Genomic DNA, 14,317 nt, shown 5'->3' on the forward strand with positions numbered 1-14,317 from the left:
GGGCAGATGCATACCCGAATTCCAGGAACGAGAAGGCGTGCTGGAACAGCATGATGCCCAGCACGTAGGTCGATGTCTCCGGGCCGCCGTTGGCCCCATTGAGCACGTAGACCACGTCAAACGCCTGAAACGCGTGGATGATTGAGATGACGACGACGAACGACATCGACCCGCGGATTAGCGGCACCGTGATCGACAGGAACTGGCGTATCTCGCCGGCGCCGTCGATTTTCGCGGCCTCGTAGACCGTTTCGGGCACGCCTTGCATCGCGGCCAACAAGATGACGGTGGCGAACGGCACGCTTCGCCACACCGCGACCACGCACAGCGAGGCCATCGCCCACTTCGGATCGACCAGCCATGGAACCGGGCCCAGCCCGACCCAGCCGAGCATGATGTTGAGCAGTCCGTTGTCGGTGTTGAAGACGAATTGCCACACCACCGCCATCACCACCGATGAGATGGCCAGCGGCATGAAGACGATCGTCCGAACGATGCTGATGGCCTTTACTTTCCGGTTCAGCACGGCGGCGACGGCGAGGCTGATGACGACGGTGGGTATGACCGTTCCGAGCGTGAAGACGACCGTGTTGCGGATGGCGATGAGGAACAACGGGTCGGAGGTGAACAGATCCGCGAAGTTCTTCAGGCCCACGAACTTTGGAGGCTGGAACACGTCCCACTGCTGAAGGCTCATGTACAGCGAGAACCCGAGCGGGAACAACATGAACACCGACACCGCGGCGAGGTTCGGAGCGACGAACAACCGTCCCGCCCACGCCCGCCGCCGCGACGGATATGGCCCCTTGGGGCGTCGCTTCCCAGTGGCGGGCGCGAGCCCGACGGCTCTGTTGGCTGCGCTCATGGGTTACGCAGCACCTCGTCGACGGCTTCGGACAACCCACCCAGCGAAGTGGCGGGCTGAGCGCCGCGCAAGACGGGACCCATGTTGCGGTCCATCAGGGCAACGATCTTTTCCCAGGTCGGTGTCACCGGAAGACCCTGCGAGCGCCACGGGCCGTCAATGAGAATGCCCAAGTTGTCCAGTCGGCCATGCGACTTGGCGAAACCATCCGACCCCAGCGCGGATCGCAGTACCGGAACGAACAAGGACGTCGCGGCGGTCACCGCCTGCCCGACCGGGCCGGTCGCGAACTTGACGAATTCCCATGCCTGCTCCTTGTACCGGCTGCTCGCAGAAATCGCGAGCCCGGTGGTTCCGATGTTCGAACACGCGGCATGTCCCTTCGGCAGTGCCGGGCCGATGGGTAGGGATGCGACATCGAAATGCAGGTTCGGGGGCCGGATGAAGGTCTGGTAACGCCAGTGGCCGCCGAGCGCCATCGCGGCCTTGCCGTTGGCGAACAGATCCGGCGTGGACATCGACTGCACCTCGGACGCGTTCGGTGCCACCTTGCGTTTGTTGGCGAGATCGGCATAAAACTGCACGGCCTCCATGTATGCGGGCTCGTCGAAGTTGAAGTGCGTGGGGTGCTTCAGCGGGGTGGACCAGGAGACACCGTTGTTCATGGCGAACAGTCCGGCCGAATAGTAGGACATCCAGGTGTTGACGAAGCCCCACTGCGTGACCCGCCCGGATCGGTCACGACGGGTCAGCGCGCTTGCCGCGTCCGCGAATTCGGCGAAGCTCCATGGGTTTTCCCACGTGGTCGGCGGCGCCGGCACGCCGGCCTTGGCGAACAGTTCTTTGTTGTAGGTCAGGTAGTTTCCGGACCATTGCTCGGGCAGCGAGAACTGGCCGCCGTCGTAGTTGAAGGTGTCATACAGCGCGGCGATGCTGTCCGCCTTCAGCTGCGCGGCAAAGGCCGTATCCTGCGCCAGCATCGTGTTCAGGTCCAGCAGCACTCTGCGGGCGGCGAGTTCGGCGTAGGTCAGGTCCCAGGTCATCAGCACGTCGGGGCATTTGCCGCCGGCGCAAAACGTCGACAATTGCTGCATCACGCCCGGGCCTGACAGCACCGGATGGATCTTAATATCGGGATGTTGCCGGTGAAATTCGTTGACGACGCGCATCCGGGCGGCGGCCTCGTCCGGATTGGCGGCGAAGAAGAACGTCAGGGCGTCGTCGTCCTCGTGGGCACAGCCGCTCGCCCAGGGCGCCACCGCCGCGGCGGCGAGCACGCCGGCGCCCCGCATGAGGGTGCGCCGTGCGAACGGCCTATCGAGCATCCGGCTCCCGTTTTCATCCGGAGGTCGGCTGCCCCCGCCGACCTTGTTCCATCTCTCTGTGCAGGTTCCCTGTCCGTGTCCCTGCCCATGTACTTGTCCATGTCCTTGATACCCGATGACGCCCGCGTGCGCCGGAACCGGCGGCGTGAGTATCGCCCTGCGCAAACGGGTCGGGATCGGCGATGATGTCGATCCCGCGAATGCGATTGTCCGCCCCGATATCGATCTGCAGCAGGATCTGCGCGCGTCCCTGCGGCGCGATCGCGATGCCGGACACCCGTCGATCAGCACAACGACGCCGGCCTGCGCGCGCCGAGCAAATCGACGAGTCTTTTCAGCTGCCTGGGCTCCGGCCAACTCCGCCGGCACGTCCGGGGGAACCAGCGCCCGATCGACGCGTCGCTGCGCGCGCGAAGCTAATCGAACGCCTCGTGCGCGGTGATCGTGGTGAATCAGGAGGGTCAGGTTGACGTTGCCGAGGTCGTCCGCGCTGCTGGCCTTCAGCCAAGCGGATTGCACCGCACCGTCGGCGAGCGTGCCGAACAGCCGAAACGCCACCCGCTCGCAAATGCTGCCGGTCGGCCTCGAACCACGTCACCAACTCCGCGAAGTCCGGCCGATTTCTGGTTGCACTCATAGCGTCACCTTTTCCGCACCGCAGTCGTCAACAAGACGACCGCATCGATTGTGCACCGCGCCGCACGACAGGGCCATCCGGCTCGCCGGTGCGGAAATAGTTGCACGCCAACTGAATTGAAAGAACGAAAGGCCAGATCGCCATGCACACCGCATGTCTTGTGATCACCCTGATCACCGTAATCAGCATTGCCGGGGTTGCCCTTCCCGACTTCATCCCCACCCAATTCGTCCTAGCGAACTCGTCCGAGGTCGGTGTGCCCCGGTCGTGGTTACCGGCGTTGGGATCCGCCAAGCTGGCCGGCGCGGTGGGGCTGCTTGCAGGACTGGTGGGCCTGCCGGGCTTGACGCTCGCGGGCCGTGATCGGCTTGGTGTTGTTCTTCGTCGGCGCGGTCGTGACTCACCTCAGGGCACACGTGCTGTACAACATCGCCTTTCCCGGCGCGTATCTGTGCCTGTTCGTGGCGTCACTGGCGCTGCTGATCGCTACGCGCTACTAGCTGGTCATTCGGGTTTTGACGGCCTCGTCCTGCTTCTTGGCGACGTCGAGTACGAAGTCCTGTGGAGCGTTGTCGTTGGGCGCGCTGTCGAATTCGAGGTCGACAACCACCTTGCCTTCGGAGAACACACTTAGGTCACGGCTTTGGTGTTATCCGGCGACGGGCCTACCACGATGACACGTTCGTGCCGACCTCGAACGGCTGGGGCGTGTCGGTGGCGTACTTGCTCAGCGCGGCGGGGCGGTCCTTGGCCTCCCCGGCCGCCGCAGCCGCATCGGTGAAGACCACGAGGAGGTCGGTGATGGTGTGGGTTTTGGAATTGTTTCTGAAGGTAACCGCCACCCCGGCTACGCCACCGGGATTCTGTTGCGGCAAGCCCAGGGTGGTGTCAGCACCGATGTCCTCGGCCAAGATCAACAGGTGGGAGTAGTCGGCCAAGCGCGCCGAGCTCGACGGCGCCGCGGAGGTCGATGTCGATGATTACGACGACGTGGACGAGGGCTTCTCGTCTTTGCCGCAGCCCGCTGTCACAGCCAACAGGGCGGTGATCGCCACTCCGACGCCGACGTTTCGCACCACACTCATTCGTTCTCCTCCGTTCCTTGACAGCTATTTCTACGGCACCGATCAGGCCTACGGCGATAGACGCGGCAGCCCGCGCGGAAAGCCGCGAAAGCGGCCATGACCTGCGCGGCCGCGGCTAACGCAGGCCGGAACGGGACAAGACACGCGATCATACAGAAAATAGCGAACGCGATTGATCACTTAGCCTTGGCGCGCCACGTCGGCGAACAAGATGCCGCGCCCGTGACTTGAATTCAGTGAGACGGCTACCACGGAACCCGCGCCGATCATCTTGGTCCGGCGCGCGCTGCCGAGTTCGATTGCGAGTTCGGCGACATCGAGTGGCTCGGAATCACCCAAAGTGATTGCCGCAGAAGGTGCTAGCGCACCCGCAGCAGTAGCGGTATCGCCGCCGGCGATGGCATCGAGGAAGGACTGAAGCCTCGCCTTGTGCCGCGCTCCGGGCCAGCGAAAGCCACGCAGGAAACCTGCAGTGCCACCCAGCCCCCTGATGACTCAGCAGGTCTCGCAACAACTGCAGGGCGGGCAACGCCGCGCCGGGTCCGGTGCGCAGGAACCGCAGCATCATGGCGGGCGGCTCCCAATACGCCCTCAGCTGCGCAATCTGCCAGAAGCCGTTGGTTTCTCAAAGGTCGTACCGCAGAAACGCGGGGATATACATCGTGACGGCAGATCCCATCGACACCTCGAGCTCGAGGTCGCGCAACACGACGGTGCCGAAGACGATGTCGAGATCACGATGGAACGTGAAGTCGCGTGGACCGATGAACGTGTCGAAGAAGTCTTCGATCTGAGCCCGGCCGCCGTGTGGGTGGGATCCCGCGGGATCTTCGATGCGGCCGCCCCCGGTGAACAGCGCGACCCAGGCGGCGCGGTCGTGTGCCGCTGCCGCCTGCGGCGACCGCTCCACCGCGGTCAGCAGCGCTTCTCGACTCGGTGCCGGCGCCATCAGCTTTCGCCTACCAATTGAACTCCGGCACTTCGCATTTCGGCCAGCGCTTGGCCAGCCGAGTCCGGTGCCGTCGCGGCCGTGAGATCGACCAGGACCCGGGTTGCAAAACCGTGCCGCACCGCGTCCTCGGCCGTTCGCCGCACGCACTGGTCGGTGGTGATCCCGACGATGTCCACCTCGTCAACCCCGCGCTGACGCAGCCAGTCCAGCAGCCACGTCCCGTCCTCGTCGGTGCCCTCGAAGCCGCTGTACCCCGCCGAGTAGGCACCCTTGTGAAACACCGCCTCGATCCGCCCGGTGTCGAGTTCGGGCCGAAAGTCCGCACCGGGCGTGCCGGCGACGCAGTGCGGCGGCCAGGACGACGAAAAATCCGGGAGAGTCGAAAAATGATCGCCCGGGTCGATGTGGAAATCCTTGGTCGCCACGACATGCCGATAACCCTTCTCAAGGGCCAGATGGTCGGTGATCGCGCGGGCCACTGCCGCGCCCCCGGCCACGGCCAGCGAGCCGCCCGCGCAGAAGTCGTTTTGCACGTCGACGATGATCAGCGCCCGCACGTGCTCCACCATATCGCCGTCAGCTGCGGCGACGGGTCAGGCGGTTTGTTTGCCGACACGCCGGTAACCCCCGTGCCATGTTGATCCGCAGAATTGCACGGCCGCTGCTGTCTGTTGCATTCATCGGCCAAGGCGTTGAATCCCTTCTCAATCCCAAGTCAGCTGCCCAAGCCGCAGCACCTGCGGTGGACGGGGCTGCGGGCCTTGCCGGATCCGGTTGCCCGGAGCATTCCCAGCGATCAGCAGACCTTCGTGCAGATCACGGCTGCCGTGCAGATCGGTGGTGGGTTTCTGCTCGCCACCGGTAAATTGCCTCGCCTCGCGTCGGCGGTGCTGCCTTCACGGTGCTGCCGGCGAACTTCGGCAGCTACTCCTTCTGGACCGAGACCGATCCGGAACGCAAGGCCTCGTTAAGGCGGGAATTCCTCAAAGACCTCAGCCTGGTCGGCGGCCTGATGATCGCGGCCGCCGATACGGCGGTAAAGTCGTCGCTGGGTTGGCGCGGACGACGGGCCGCCGAGCGGCTCTCCGATCGGGTCTCCTCGGCATTGCCGGGATCCGATGACGCGTTCGACGCCGACCTCGGCGAGCGGATCGCGCACGGACTGCACGTCGGCGCCGAACGCGGCGCACCCTACGCCGAGGCCGCCCTGGACCTGGGCCGCGAACTGGTCAGCATCGCCGCCGAGCGCAGCACTTTACTGGCGAAAAAGGCACGCAAGCGCGGCGAGAAGCTCGCCGAAGAGCTGGCCGAGAAGACGGAGAAGGCCCGCCAGCGCAGCGAGGAGCTCGCCAACGCGGCTCGCGAGCGGGTAGCCGCACAGGCCAAGACTCCGCGCGCCAAGCTGCCCTGGTGATCCGTCAGCGACCCAGGAAGTGGTCGACGATGGTGTCGGCGGCGTCGTCGATAGCCAGGGTGACACCCGGACTCGTCGGGCCCCAACGGCTCCAGCGCATCGAATTGTGATTGCAGCAGTGCCGCCGGCATGAAATGGCCGGACTGGCTTGCCAGCCTAGTCTTGATCGCCTGCATCGAACCCGCGAGATGCAGGAACTCGACGGCCGGGCATTGCGAGCGCAGCTGGTCGCGGTAGGCACGCTTGAGCGCGGAACAACTCACCACACCGCCGTCACGGTGATCGGCCAGCCACTGCCCGACGCGCTGCAGCCATGGCCGGCGGTCGTCGTCGGTCAGGGGTTCGCCCTGCGCTCATCTTCGCGATGTTCGCCGGCGGATGCAGGTCGTCTGCGTCTACGAAAGGCACCTGAAGTCTTTGCGCCAGAACGGAACCCACCGTCGACTTGCCCGCTCCGGAGACGCCCATCACGACGACGGGCACCGCGCTCAGGCCCGCGGCGCGAGGTTGCGATTCCATTCCATCCAGCCGACGCCGGTGCGACCGTCCTTGGTGTCGAATGCGCACCCAGGCACGCACGAACTCGCTGACCTGTCCGTCGGGACCGGTCAACACCACCGGCGCGTGGCCGCGGATGTCGATGTCGCTGGAGATCTCACCGGGTGCGCGGCGACACACCTACCCGATTGAGCAAAACACTTAAGTAACTCTCTTATTCTTTAAATATGGGACGGTCCCAGTTGTCGATAGACGCTGTTAAGCCACTAGCGGCTGACATCAACGATTACGTTTCAGCCGACGGCAATATCGTTTTGCCGGACGGGCTGACGCTGACGTCGTTCTTCGATCAGAACCGGGCGGCATTCGGCGATCGCCCGTCGTACCGGTTCATCGACTACGCGAAAGACCAGAATGGTCGCGTCCTCGAGCTGAGCTGGAACGACCTGTGGACCCAGGTGCGCTCCATCGGCGCCCGGCTGCAGCAGGTAACCAAGCCCGGCGACCGGGTAGCGATCCTGGCACCGCAGGGCCTCGAGTACGTGGCCTCGTTCTTTGCCGCCGTGCACGCCGGCAATATCGCGGTGCCGCTGTTCGCCCCGACCCTGGCCGGCCACACCGAGCGGCTGACGGCGGTGCTGGCCGACGCTCGCCCCGCGCTGGTGCTGACCACCACCGCAGCCGCCGAGTCGGTGCGGGAATCGCTGCGCGCGCATCCGGTGGTCGGCCGGCCCCGGTTGATCGCCGTCGACGCGATACCGGCATCGCTGGCCTCGATGTTCACCGAACCCACGATCGGCACGGACGACATCGCCTACCTGCAATACACCTCCGGGTCGACGCGCAGCCCTGCCGGCGTCGAGGTCACCCACCGCGCCGTCTGCACCAATGTGCTGCAGATGATCCTGGCGGGCGATCTGCACCGCAACACCCACAGCGTGAGCTGGTTGCCGCTCTACCACGACATGGGCCTGATCATGATCATGTTCCCGGCGTTATGCGGCGGCGAATACCTGACGCTACTGGACCCCATGGCCTTCGTTCGCCGGCCTTTCCGCTGGATCAAAGAACTCAGCGCGGAAGCCGCCAACGGTCCGACGTTCGCGGCCGCACCCAACTTCGCGTACGAGCTGACCGCCGAGCGCGGACTCCCCCCGGCCGGTGTCACGATCGACCTGCACAATGTCGTCGGCCTCCTCAACGGCTCCGAACCAGTCACGATTGCGGCAATCGAAAAGTTCACCAAGGCGTTCGCACCCTATGGCCTACCTGCGACCGCCGTCAAACCCTCCTACGGGATGGCCGAGGCGACGCTGGGTGTGGCCAGCATCCCCCCGGACGCCTCGGCACATTCGGTCTACCTCGACCGTGTCCAACTGGCCGCCGGCCATGCGGTGGTCGTCGAGCCGGATGCCAAGAACGCGGTCCCCTATGTCTCCTGTGGCCACCCGTTCCGTGACCTCTGGGCGGTGATCGCCAGCCTGGACGGCAGCGAAGTGCCGGACGGCAGCGTCGGCGAGATCTGGTTGCACGGCAACAACGTCGCCCGCGGATATTTCGGACGCAGGGAAGAGTCCCAACGCACGTTCGCCAACAAGCTGCAGTCCCGGCTCGAGCAGGGCAGCCACGCCGAAGGCGCGCCGGACAACTGCTACTGGCTGGCCACCGGCGACCTCGGCGTCTACATCGACGGCGAGCTATACCTGACGGGACGGATCAAGGACCTGATCATCATCGATGGTCGGAATCACTATCCCCACGACATCGAGACCACGGTCAGCAACTCCTCGAAGGCCATCCGGTCCGGCTACGTCGCCGCGTTCTCGGTTCCGGCCGACGGCCAAAGCGGCAGCCAGGTCGAGCAGCTGGTCGTCGTCGCCGAACGCGCGGCGGGCGTCGGGCGCGCCGATCCGGAGGCGATCGCGGCGACCGTGCGCGCGGCGGTGTCGCGCGAGCATCAGGTTCAGCTCGCCGACATCCGGCTGGTGGCCGCCGGCACGATTCCCCGCACCACCAGCGGCAAACTGGCCCGCAATGCCTGTCGGGCGGAGTACCTCGCGGGCCGGTTCAACCGGTAGTTATCAACCGAGCAGTTCCAGCGTTCCCAGCTCGCGGACGTGCCGGCAGCCATAACTTAGCATGGCGAGAGCACCATGTCGTCGCCACGTTCGATGCTGGTGGCGAAGGCGAACCCGAGCGCCGAGATCAGCAGCGCCTGTGGCATGCCGAGACGGTAATCGCCAACAGGTTTCGCGGTCGTAGCCACGCTCGCCCGGGTGTGTCGCTCACCCGGGTGTGTGCGGGGTCGAACAGCAGGTTGTCCAGCCAGTAGCCGTCGTGCAGCAACGCGAACCGGTCCCGCTCGGCGACCAGCCAATGAGTCACCAGATCCATTGTGGCAGTGAATGTTTCACGATCTTCAGCACTCATCCGATCACCCAGCTTGTCCAGGGCGATGTCGGCGCTCATCTTCGCCACATCGCCGAGCCCTTGGCCGCCGCTTCGTCCAGGCGAGGAAACGCCAAACCGGGCAGGTCCAGCCAGACCGGGTCGCACCAACTGGGCCCGTGCAGCCCCCGGCCAGTGCCCGCACCGAAAGCCGCGCCTCCTGCGCGCCGCAGCCCGCGATCTGATCGCCTTGCACCGCCGGCGCCTGGTCGGCGAGCAGCAACGAGTACTCCATGGCATCATCGGTGATCTGGCAGAAGTAACACGTCGGCGCCGGGACTTGGACCCGGTCGGCCACCGAGGTGTAAAACGCACATTCGCTGCGATAGCCGATCACGACACGATCCCGCACGGTGTCGTCCTGGGCGAGCAGCTTGATCACGAAGGTCTCCGGCAGCTCACCGGGATTCATGGTATAATGCATGGTCACCCGATACGTCGCGCCGGTTTGGCCGGTGCCGATGATCACCACGTCGACTCCGGACACCTTGACCGACGTGCGTTCGCGCAGCGCCGCGGACAACCATTCTGGCGTCACATCGCCGGGATCCCGTGGCTTGAGCAGCGCCCGCGCAATGCTGACCCGTTGCCGTTCACCGCCGGACAGCGCCGAGCCCGCCTCGCCGACGACGGTGTCGGCGAGGCGGGCAACCTGCCGGACAGCTCGTCGACCCGGGGCCAATGCGACGGCCCGGCCGAACTGGTCCTCGCCGGCGCCGGGGTTCCCGGCTACGACGTTGTCGCGGATGCTGCCGTGGAACAGGTAAGGGTGCTGGAAGACGGCGCTGCTGGTCACCCGGCGCGCGTCTGAGCTGAGCGTGCCGGCGTCCACGCCGTCGATAACGACACGACCGCGGGCCGGTTGGTGCAGGCCGACGATCAGCGCCAAGATGGTGCTCTTTCCGAAGCCCGACGGCCCGACGATCGCCGTCGTGGTTCCGGGCTGCAGGACGAAACTGACGCCGTCCAGCACCGGCGTGCCGGTGCCGTCGTAACCTAAGGCCACGTCGTCGAACTCGATGCGCGCGGCGCCGGTGGTGCCGGGCAGGCCGGCGGATCCGCAGACCACGGCCGGCGCGGTGAACACGCCCCGGATCCGGTCCAGCGTGGCGCGGGTGCTCTCCAGCGCCGGAGCCAACTCGCTGACCGTGGTGAACGGCTCGAGGTAGCGGGCGATCACGACGATCAGGGCGACCGCCTCGGCCACTGTGAGCTGCCGTTCACGGTCAGCACCGTGGTGACGCCGGACAGCGCGATCAGCGCGGGCTGGCTGGCGACGCTGAACAACAGCTGGCCCGGGATCTGCATGGCGAGCAGCCGCGTCGTCGCGGTGTGCTGCGCGGCCAGGGCGATGACCGCTGGGCAGCAGCACCGCGGCACTCAGCGGTGTCAGCAAGTTGACCACCAGGCCGACGAGTTCGGGTCCGGTCGCGGCGATGGCCTGGCGCGACATCGCGGTGTTGTCGGCCGTGAACCAGTCCAGCCGGATCGCCGAAAGACGTTCAACCACATCGTCTTGCGAGTGATCCAGCACCGCGAAACCGATCGAAGCCGATCCGAGCGGTCGCCGCGTCGACGACCCATCCGGCCACGGTCGCGACGCTGAGCCAGACCAGCGCGGTGCGGCGCTGAACAGCGCACCCACCAGCGGGACCAGCAACACGGCGCCCACCGCGAGGATTACGACCGAGACGAGCGCGAGGGCCGCGTAACCGCGTACCCTGGCGCGCCGGTCCTGCGGCACCAGAGGCTCATCCAGGTGCGGATCATCGCGCGCCCTCGGCCGCTGTGGTGGCGACGACGGGCTTGCCCCGGCCGGTGTCCCACAACCGGCGATACCGTCCGTCGGCGGCTAGCAGCTCCTCGTGGGTGCCCCGTTCGGCGATGCGGACGTGCTCGAGCACCAGGATCTGGTCAGCCCGTGTGGATGGTGTGCAGCCGATGCGCGATCACCAGCACGGTACGATCGCGGGTCGGTCGGTTAAGCGCTTGTTGCACAAGGTATTCCTATTCAGGATCGGCAAACGCCGTGGCCTCGTCCAGGATCAGGATGGGAGTGTCGGCCAGGATGGCGCGGGCGATGGTGAGAAGTTGCCGCTCTCCAGAGAGTGCGGCGGCGGCGCCCAGCATCGTGTCGTAGCCGCTCGGCAGCCGCAACACCCGATCATGAATCTGCGCCTGGCGCGCCGCGGCCTGAATCTGTTCTAGGGTGGCGTCCGGGACAGCCAGCGCGATGTTCTCGGCGATCGTGCCGTGCACGAGCTGAGTCTCCTGTAGCACAAACCCCACCCGGGAGTAGAGCTCGTCGGCGGTCAGCTACCGGATGTCTTGTCCCCCAACATAAATCTCTCCCTGCTTCACATCGTGGAACCGTACCAGCAGCGCGGCCAGCGTCGACTTGCCGGATCCGGACGGGGCCTACAAGCGCGGTCACCGTGCCGGGACGCGATTCCAGTAATACGTCCTGAATCACCGGCACGCCCCGGCGGTAGCTGAAGCTCACGCGGTCGAACGCCACCGTCGCCGCGTCGTCCGGGCGGGCCGGCCGCTCGTGCACCGCGAGTTCTGTTTCGTCGAGCGTGTTTTGCAGACGCCGGGCGGCCAGCAGCCCGCTGCGGATGCCGCCGAGTCCGTACGCGATGCCAAGCAGCCGGACCCCGAAGGTGGTTCCCAGCAATAAGAATGGCAACAGGTCAACCGCATCCATACGGTGCGAGACGACCAGCAAGGTGCCGGCGAGTGTGATCAGCCACAGGAAGGTGGACGGCAGGGGTGGCCAGATCCATCGCGGTTTTCTTGCCGGCCAGCGGGCGCTACCAGCCACCAGGAACGCGACGTACTCGTCCAACTGGTGCCGGAAGCTAAACGCCGCGGCACCCCCGAAGACCGGATCACTGGCTGACCTTCGAGGTAGGCACCGGTTTCGCCGTTTCATGCGTTCGGCCTGCGCCTGCACGATCCGCGGGCCGGATTGAATGGTCAACACCGAGGTCATCAGCAGATAGACCAGCACCGGCCCGAACAGGACCCAGGGCCACCCGCCAGTCGACGGTGAACAGGTAGATCAGCACCGGGGCGACGACCGCGTTGACCGCGTACGAATCGCGTGGGTGAACAGATAGTGCAGCGAGAGCGTGTCATCGGCGCCAGCTGCTTGATCGAGCCCGATCCGCGGGCGGTGAAGGCGGGAGAGCTTGCTCAGCAGCCGCGAACGCAGGTCGCTCGCGAAGCGCGCGTCGATCACGTGAAGCCACGGGGTCAGAGCGGTACCGAGCACCGTGCCCAACCCCAGCAACGCGACGGCGGCGGTACCGACATGCCACAGCCGGGTGGCGTCGGCGCCGGACACCAGCAGCCGCGCCAACTCCACCAGCAGCACGAACGGGGCGAGCTGCACGAGCGTGATCACGGCCTGCAGCACACCGGAGACGACCAGCGCCGACCGCATCGGCGCGAGCAGCCGGCCGGCGGCCTGAGCACACCACCGACCGCGATTGGCCGGGACCTCGGTGGCCGGCGTCGGTACCGGCATTGGTGTCTCTGCCTGGGCCGCAACGGTTTCCCCTTCGCCGGGGATGGTCTTCTCCTCGCCACCGCGGCTGGTGTCCATCTCGCGGCTGGCGCTCCAATACGCCTGCGCGTGCACCTCGGACTTGGGGAACCCGAATGCATCACGCAATCGCTTGCGGACGTTCTTCAGTGTCGCGGCCTCAGGGGTGGCCCAGGCATACCAGTCCGACCAGTCCCGCGCCTCGATCGCCTCGGCCAGCGAACTGTCGTCGCGGCGAGCGACCCAATGCACCCGCAGCCGCGGATACCGCGGCGATCGGGAGGGCGGTGTCGTGGTAGTCGTACTGTTCGAAGTACATCTCGATCGGGACGTCATCGGGAACCGTGCCGATGATCCCGTTCATCCCCGGTATCGAAGCCGAGTCGCCGATCAACAGGTAACCGGCCTGGTTGCTCTTTGGATCGGTCGAACCGCGACGCGCCCATCAGCGACATGACCGCGATCGTGGAGCCGGGCTCGACCGTGCGTGCCCAGCTCGACGCCGGACCGGCCGGCTCGTGCAGCACGACGTCGACCGCGAAACGGCCGGTGGACACGTCGGCCTCGGCGATCGTGTAGGCGCGCTGGAACTCGGTGTCCGACCCGTCCGGGTCCGGAAACCAGAACCGCAGCCACGCCGCGGGCTCGGCCTCGGCATCTTCGAACTGCGTCGCCGATTCCATCCAAATCCGCACGAAATGTGGTGCGACCCGCACGGTTTCGAGCACCGTTGCGAGGTGATCGCGTGCCCCGAACCCGCGCAGTATCGCGCCCTGGAACCCGCGTGCCATCAACGGTCCTCTCCGGCGGCGGAGAGCTCCGCCACGCCTCGACTAAGGTTGCCTAACCATGTCTGATGGTCGGGAGCGGGTCGAGGGTGAGGGTGCGCAAGGGGGGATTCGAACCCCCACGTCCGAAGACACTGGAACCTAAATCCAGCGCGTCTACCAATTCCGCCACTCGCGCCTGGGGCCCTGCGATCTTAACGCCCGGGCCGCGAATCCGGCTGCCAGCACGGCAGCGCGACCGTCAGACCTGGGCGTTGCTCGGCACGCGGCCACCACGGATCTGACGCTGGTCGACCGGGGCCTGGGGGCGGCGTGATCGGCCTTTGGTGTCAACGATCCGCAAATCCGAGCCGCCGGATTCCTCGGAGGCGCCGACGCACAGCACCGCCTCACCGCGAATCGCTCGCTCGCTCGCAAATCTCGTTGAGGTAATCGGACTTGCCGAACCGGCGCAGCATCGCGATGGTCGAGTCGTGCAGGCTCACCCCCCACCCCGATCCCGGCGGAGGACAGCCGACCCTACGCAAGCGCGAGTTCGACGAGCTTGCCGACATCGGGCTGGGTCCGGTCCGTCCACATGGCGGCGAAGACACCACCGGCCCACAGATATTCGATCATTTACCGTGGAAAGCGTTGCTGCGCTTCGTCTTCCGTTGTCCCACTGTGACGCGCTCGTCGCAGACCTCGCCGAGAAAAGCGCGGTGGTCAGCGTCGAAGACGGTGTGGCCTATCGTGGTCACGTCAGTCCACCAGCT

6 protein-coding genes, 1 tRNA gene and 9 pseudogenes are annotated in these 14,317 nt (G+C 66.0%); 3 read left to right on the plus strand and 13 right to left on the minus strand.

Features of this window, described 5'->3' with window-relative positions; translation table 11 throughout:
• Both FQ389_RS04325 and FQ389_RS04330 read right to left on the minus strand, forming a co-directional pair.
• Nucleotides 1–865 (minus strand): carbohydrate ABC transporter permease (locus FQ389_RS04325; protein WP_144206158.1); only part of this gene is annotated, 865 nt, incomplete at its 3' end.
• The gene (locus tag FQ389_RS04330) at nt 862–2,190 is read right to left on the minus strand and encodes an ABC transporter substrate-binding protein (RefSeq protein ID WP_144206159.1); all 1,329 of its coding nucleotides are present in this window, start codon (nt 2,188–2,190) and stop codon (nt 862–864) included. The genes FQ389_RS04330 and FQ389_RS04325, both read right to left, overlap by 4 nt.
• 779 nt (nt 2,191–2,969) lie before the next feature.
• On the opposite strand from FQ389_RS04330, the pseudogene FQ389_RS04340 reads away from it, so the two are divergent.
• Nucleotides 2,970–3,327 (plus strand): annotated as a pseudogene (locus tag FQ389_RS04340) (DoxX family protein).
• Here the strand turns inward: FQ389_RS04340 and FQ389_RS19015 are convergent.
• The 4 genes and pseudogenes from FQ389_RS19015 to pncA form a co-directional block, all read right to left on the minus strand.
• Nucleotides 3,324–3,455: a hypothetical protein gene (locus FQ389_RS19015; RefSeq protein WP_260860489.1), complete on the minus strand. Its 132-nt coding sequence runs from the start codon at nt 3,453–3,455 to the stop codon at nt 3,324–3,326. The pseudogene FQ389_RS04340 and the gene FQ389_RS19015 overlap by 4 nt on opposite strands.
• Nucleotides 3,456–3,492: 37 nt before the next feature.
• Nucleotides 3,493–3,765, minus strand: a complete 273-nt coding sequence (locus tag FQ389_RS04345) for a hypothetical protein (protein WP_144206160.1) — start codon at nt 3,763–3,765, stop codon at nt 3,493–3,495.
• Nucleotides 3,766–4,092: 327 nt separating this feature from the next.
• Nucleotides 4,093–4,861 (minus strand): annotated as a pseudogene (locus FQ389_RS04350) (nuclear transport factor 2 family protein).
• Nucleotides 4,861–5,421, minus strand: a complete 561-nt coding sequence (gene pncA / locus FQ389_RS04355) for a pyrazinamidase PncA (protein WP_144206161.1) — start codon at nt 5,419–5,421, stop codon at nt 4,861–4,863. Before pncA ends, FQ389_RS04350 begins: the two are co-directional and overlap by 1 nt.
• 77 nt (nt 5,422–5,498) lie before the next feature.
• Between pncA and FQ389_RS04360 the strand changes: the two are divergent.
• Nucleotides 5,499–6,278: pseudogene (locus tag FQ389_RS04360) on the plus strand (DoxX family protein).
• A gap of 65 nt (nt 6,279–6,343) precedes the next feature.
• On the opposite strand, the pseudogene FQ389_RS04365 reads toward FQ389_RS04360, so the two are convergent.
• Together FQ389_RS04365 and FQ389_RS23060 are read right to left on the minus strand one after the other, a co-directional pair.
• Nucleotides 6,344–6,797, minus strand: a pseudogene (locus FQ389_RS04365) (gluconokinase); the annotation flags it as partial.
• A pseudogene (locus FQ389_RS23060) lies at nt 6,767–6,941 on the minus strand (DUF7064 domain-containing protein); the annotation flags it as partial. The pseudogenes FQ389_RS04365 and FQ389_RS23060, both read right to left, overlap by 31 nt.
• 62 nt (nt 6,942–7,003) lie before the next feature.
• Here FQ389_RS23060 and FQ389_RS04370 point away from each other — a divergent pair.
• The gene (locus tag FQ389_RS04370) at nt 7,004–8,854 is read left to right on the plus strand and encodes a fatty acyl-AMP ligase (RefSeq protein WP_144206162.1); all 1,851 of its coding nucleotides are present in this window, start codon (nt 7,004–7,006) and stop codon (nt 8,852–8,854) included.
• Nucleotides 8,855–8,857: 3 nt separating this feature from the next.
• On the opposite strand, the pseudogene FQ389_RS19020 reads toward FQ389_RS04370, so the two are convergent.
• The 5 genes and pseudogenes from FQ389_RS19020 to FQ389_RS04395 form a co-directional block, all read right to left on the minus strand.
• Nucleotides 8,858–9,801 (minus strand): annotated as a pseudogene (locus FQ389_RS19020) (phosphotransferase family protein).
• Nucleotides 9,778–10,994, minus strand: a pseudogene (locus FQ389_RS04380) (ATP-binding cassette domain-containing protein); the annotation flags it as partial. The pseudogenes FQ389_RS04380 and FQ389_RS19020, both read right to left, overlap by 24 nt.
• Nucleotides 10,991–13,565 (minus strand): annotated as a pseudogene (locus tag FQ389_RS04385) (ABC transporter ATP-binding protein/permease). The pseudogenes FQ389_RS04385 and FQ389_RS04380, both read right to left, overlap by 4 nt.
• A 93-nt stretch (nt 13,566–13,658) precedes the next feature.
• Nucleotides 13,659–13,740 (minus strand) — tRNA-Leu (locus FQ389_RS04390).
• Between the two features lie 132 nt (nt 13,741–13,872).
• Nucleotides 13,873–14,302 (minus strand): annotated as a pseudogene (locus tag FQ389_RS04395) (acyl-CoA dehydrogenase); the annotation flags it as partial.
• Between the last annotated feature and the right edge of the window lie 15 nt (nt 14,303–14,317).

It is taken from the genome of Mycobacterium tilburgii (genome assembly GCF_902168065.1).
Classification (GTDB): Bacteria; Actinomycetota; Actinomycetes; order Mycobacteriales; family Mycobacteriaceae; genus Mycobacterium; species Mycobacterium tilburgii.